The organism is Stenotrophomonas sp. 2YAF22 (genome assembly GCF_052114665.1).
GTDB classification, from domain to species: Bacteria; Pseudomonadota; Gammaproteobacteria; order Xanthomonadales; family Xanthomonadaceae; genus Stenotrophomonas; species Stenotrophomonas indicatrix.
This window is the reverse complement of sequence record NZ_JBFRFE010000480.1, coordinates 1-3,403: the sequence shown is the minus strand read 5'-3', so window position 1 is coordinate 3,403 and position 3,403 is coordinate 1. Positions and strand designations below refer to the sequence as shown.

The following is a 3,403-nucleotide window of genomic DNA, read 5'->3' as shown; positions in this document are numbered from 1 at the left end:
CCCCAGCGACATGGCGGTGGCGATGATGGCGCTGGATGCATCGGTGGAGACCGTCCGCGCCGACGGATCGCGCCGGAACATCGCGCTGGACGCCCTGTATCGCGCTCCTGGCCGTACGCCGCATATCGACACCGTGCTGGACAAGGGCGAGCTGATCGCCGCCGTAGTCCTGCCGCCGCCCCCGGGTGGCGTGCACGTGTACCGCAAGGTGCGCGACCGCGCATCGTATGCGTTCGCCCTGGTGTCGGTGGCGGCGATCCTGCGGCCCGATGGCAGCGGCCGGATCGCCCTTGGCGGTGTCGCGCACAAGCCGTGGCACAGCGCTGCGGCCGATGCGGCCCTGCCGCAGGGCGCCGCCGCCGTGATGTCGGTGCTGCTGCAGGGTGCTGCGCCCACCGCACAGAACGCCTTCAAACTGGCGCTGGCCGAACGCACATTGGCTTCCATCCTGCAGGACGTGAGGGCCGAGGCATGAAATTCGACACCCCTGCAGGTCGCAATCCGATCGATGCGCAGACCGTCATCGGCAAGCCGCACGATCGCATCGACGGCCCGTTGAAGGTCACCGGCAAGGCCACCTACGCACACGAATGGCATGACGCCACCCCGTCCGCCCCCGCCTATGGTGTGGTGGTCGGCGCGGGGATTGCCACCGGCTCCGTGACCCGCATGGAGCTGGAGGCGGCGCGGCGCTCGCCCGGCGTTCTGGCCATCGTCACCGCCGACACCGCCGGGCCGCTGCATCCGGTCAAGCGCAACGCCGCGCCGCTGCTGGGTGGTCCGAAGGTGCACCACTATCACCAGGCACTGGCGGTGGTGGTGGCCGAAACGTTCGAACAGGCCCGCGCTGCGGCCGGACAGATCCGCATCCGCTATGCCCCGCAGCGTGGCCACTTCGATCTGGCGGACGCCAAGCAGGCAGGCGCTTCCCTGCAGACACCGGAGCCCGATGCGCGCGTCGGCGATTTCGAGAAGGCCTTCAGCCAGGCGGCGGTTACGCTCGACGCGACCTACCACACCCCGGACCAGTCGCACGCAATGATGGAGCCGCACGCCACGATGGCTGCCTGGGAAGGCGACCAGCTGACGGTGTGGACCTCCAACCAGATGATCGACTGGGGCCGCACCGATCTGGCCCGCACCCTGGGCATCGCCAAGGACAAGGTGCGGCTGGTGTCGCCCTACATCGGCGGCGGCTTTGGCGGAAAGCTGTTCCTGCGCTCCGATGCGCTGCTGGCCGCGCTCGCCGCACGCGCTGCCAAGCGGCCGGTGAAAGTGGCCCTGCAGCGGCCGCTGATCGCCAACAACACCACGCACCGCCCGGCCACGCTGCAGCGCATCCGGCTGGGCGCAACGCCGGAAGGAAGCCTGACCGCCATCGGCCACGAATCATGGTCGGGCAACCTGCCAGGCGGCTCGCCGGAGGAAGCGGTCCAGCAGACCCGCTTGCTGTATGCGGGGCCCAACCGCTTGGCCGCATTGCGCCTGGCCACCCTCGACCTGCCCGAAGGCAATGCCATGCGCGCGCCGGGCGAAACGCCGGGACTGATGGCGCTGGAAATCGCCATGGACGAAATGGCCATCAAACTCGGCCTGGATCCGATCGAATTCCGTATCCGCAACGACACCCAGGTCGACCCGTCCAATCCCGAGCGCCCCTTTTCACAGCGGCAGCTGGTGCAGTGCCTGCGCACGGGCGCCGAACGATTCGGCTGGCAGCGGCGCAGCGCCACCCCGGGCGCCGTGCGCGATGGACGCTGGCTGGTCGGCATGGGCGTGGCAGCAGGCTTCCGCAACAACCTGGTGATGAAATCCGGCGCACGCGTGCGCCTGGCCGCTGATGGCCAGGTCACCGTGGAAACCGACATGACCGACATCGGCACCGGCAGCTACACCATCATCGGCCAGACGGCCGCGGAAATGCTCGGCGTTCCGTTGCAGCAGGTCACGGTCAAGCTGGGCGATTCCCGTTATCCCGTGGCTGCCGGGTCCGGTGGCCAGTGGGGCGCCAACAGCTCCACCGCAGGCGTCTACGCCGCATGCATGGCACTGCGTACGAAGGTCGCGCAGGCGCTGGGAATGGACCCGGCGGCAGCGCAGTTCGAAGCCGGCAAGGTGACCGCAGGGGGCCGCAGCCGCGCCCTTGCCGATGCCGCTCAGGCCGGCGAGCTGGTGGCCGAAGACAGCATCGAGTTCGACACGCTGCAGGAGAAGTACCAGCAGTCGACCTTCGCCGCGCATTTCGTCGAGGTGGGCGTGGATGTGGCCTCGGGCGAAAGCCGGATCCGCCGCATGCTGGCCGTGTGCGCAGCCGGCCGCATCCTCAACCCGAAGACCGCGCGCAGCCAGGTGATCGGCGCGATGACAATGGGCATCGGCGCAGCGCTGTCGGAGGAACTGGTGGTGGATCGGCGGCTGGGGTTCTTCGTCAATCACGACCTGGCCGGCTACGAAGTACCCGTACATGCCGACGTGCCGCACCAGGAGGTGGTGTTCCTCGATGAAAGCGATGCGGTGTCGTCGCCGATGAAGGCCAAGGGCGTTGGCGAGCTGGGCCTGTGCGGCGTAAGCGCGGCAGTGGCCAACGCGGTGTACAACGCGACCGGAATCCGCGTGCGCGACTATCCGCTGACCCTGGACAAGCTGCTCGCCGGCCTGCCGGACATCGCATGACCAGTGCGCTGCACCCTGCCCCGTTGGATCTGGACGGCGGCAACCCGCGCCCGGTGCTGCAGGCCGCCGCCGACGCGGCGCGTACCGGCCGCGCGGCTGCGTTGGCAGTGGTGCTGCAGACGGAAGGGTCCAGCTACAGCCGCGCGGGCACCTGCGCGCTGTTCGAACCGGGTCGACAGGTTGGCTGGCTGAGTGGCGGCTGCCTGGAACCGGAGCTGGCGCGACAGGCCGCCAACGCGGTGGATGCCGGGCGCATCGTATGGATGGAGATCGACAACCGCGACGACGCTGCGCTGTTCTCCGGCAATGCCACCGGATGCCGGGGTCGCCAGTGGCTGGCACTGCTTCCGTTGCCGCAGCTCGGCGGCATCGAACAGCTTCTCGATACCTGGCTGCAAGGGCCGCACACGCTGCACCTGGCACTGCAGGCTGATGGACGGCTAGACGCCCGCTGCGCCGGCTTCACCTTCACCCGCACGGTGCCCCCTGCCGCCCCGCAGCCGCTGGACGGCAACCACCGCTGGCGGCTGCAGTGGCACCGGTCGCCTGTCGTGCACGTGCACGGAGCAGGCCCGGAGGCCGCGCTTCTGCTACCCCTGCTGGACCATCTGGGCTGGTGCGCGCATGTTGAAGAACCGCGGCCCCGCTGGCGCGAGCACCTGTCCCTTGCCGATGGCTCGCATTCTTCTTCCGCTGCCGCCGACGTGGCCGATGCCGCACTCGTGATGCA

At 69.3% G+C, this 3,403-nt stretch carries 3 protein-coding genes; all 3 read left to right on the top strand.

Annotated features, from left to right (window positions below; translation table 11 throughout):
- On the top strand, nt 1-475 hold a 475-nt coding region (locus tag AB4Y84_RS16820), incomplete at its 5' end, for an FAD binding domain-containing protein (protein WP_442250488.1).
- Nucleotides 472-2,673 (top strand): aldehyde oxidoreductase molybdenum-binding subunit PaoC, encoded by a 2,202-nt coding sequence (paoC, locus tag AB4Y84_RS16815; protein WP_442243626.1) that lies wholly within the window; start codon nt 472-474, stop codon nt 2,671-2,673. The genes AB4Y84_RS16820 and paoC, both read left to right, overlap by 4 nt.
- The coding region (locus AB4Y84_RS16810) for an XdhC family protein (protein WP_442250487.1) at nt 2,670-3,403 on the top strand (734 nt) is incomplete at its 3' end. The genes paoC and AB4Y84_RS16810, both read left to right, overlap by 4 nt.

What these genes read in the sequence shown, in the direction of transcription:
- paoC (WP_442243626.1), top strand. Translation starts at nt 472, where the DNA reads ATGAAATTCGACACCCCTGCAGGTCGCAATCCGATCGATGCGCAGACC.